Source organism: Streptomyces bobili (assembly GCF_002154575.1).
In the GTDB taxonomy this organism is placed as follows: Bacteria; Actinomycetota; Actinomycetes; order Streptomycetales; family Streptomycetaceae; genus Streptomyces; species Streptomyces bobili.
Genome location: NZ_MUBA01000490.1, coordinates 1 through 724 on the forward strand (window position 1 = coordinate 1; position 724 = coordinate 724).

Below are 724 nucleotides of genomic sequence, written 5' to 3' on the forward strand. Positions count from 1 at the left end.
GTACGGCATTCCCCGGACCGCCCACCTCCATCCGCCGCACCTCCAGGTCGAGCACCCAGGTCACGGCCGCCGCCGACACCACCGCGACCAGCGGTGCCGGAACCAGCCGCGCACCCCGCCGCCACCGCCCCCACAACAGCGCCACGACCAGGGTGGCACCCCCCACCGACAACGCCACCGGATCCCCTGCCCCGGCCTGACTCACCAGCCCGGTGACCTTCCCGAGCCCGCTCGCCGGTACGGCCGTGTCCCCGAGGGCGTACGTCTGCCCTGCGACCAGGACGATCCCGATCCCGGCGAGCAGTCCGCGGACGACGGCCACCGGCACGACCCGGAACCATCGCCCCAGCCGCATCAGCGAGGCGGCCGACGCGCCGACCGTGCCGGTGACCAACCCCAGCTCGGCGGGTACTCCGGAGGCCAGGGCCAGGCCCACGCACAGGGGCAGCGCGACGAGGAAGACGACCAGGGAAGCGAGTGGTTCGGTCCTGCGGACAGCACGGCGCATGACGACGGCACCTCCGGCCGGAAGGGGAGATGCGGGGCGCCGTGTCCGGGAGAGCACGGCGAACTGAATCCCATTGTCATAAGCCCGAGTCGGCCGCGCACCACAAACAACCGATCACCACACGAACGTGGAAGCGCGCGAACCGAACGACCTCGCCCGGCACGCGCCGCCGCACCCCACGCGCGCCCCCACCGCACAACACACCCCCACCGGACA

At 72.9% G+C, this 724-nt stretch carries 1 protein-coding gene; it reads right to left on the bottom strand.

The features are described 5' to 3' along the window. Positions 1–508: SulP family inorganic anion transporter (locus tag BZL64_RS31205; RefSeq protein WP_143663360.1), on the bottom strand; the 508-nt coding region annotated here is incomplete at its 3' end. Positions 509–724: the final 216 nt, after the last annotated feature.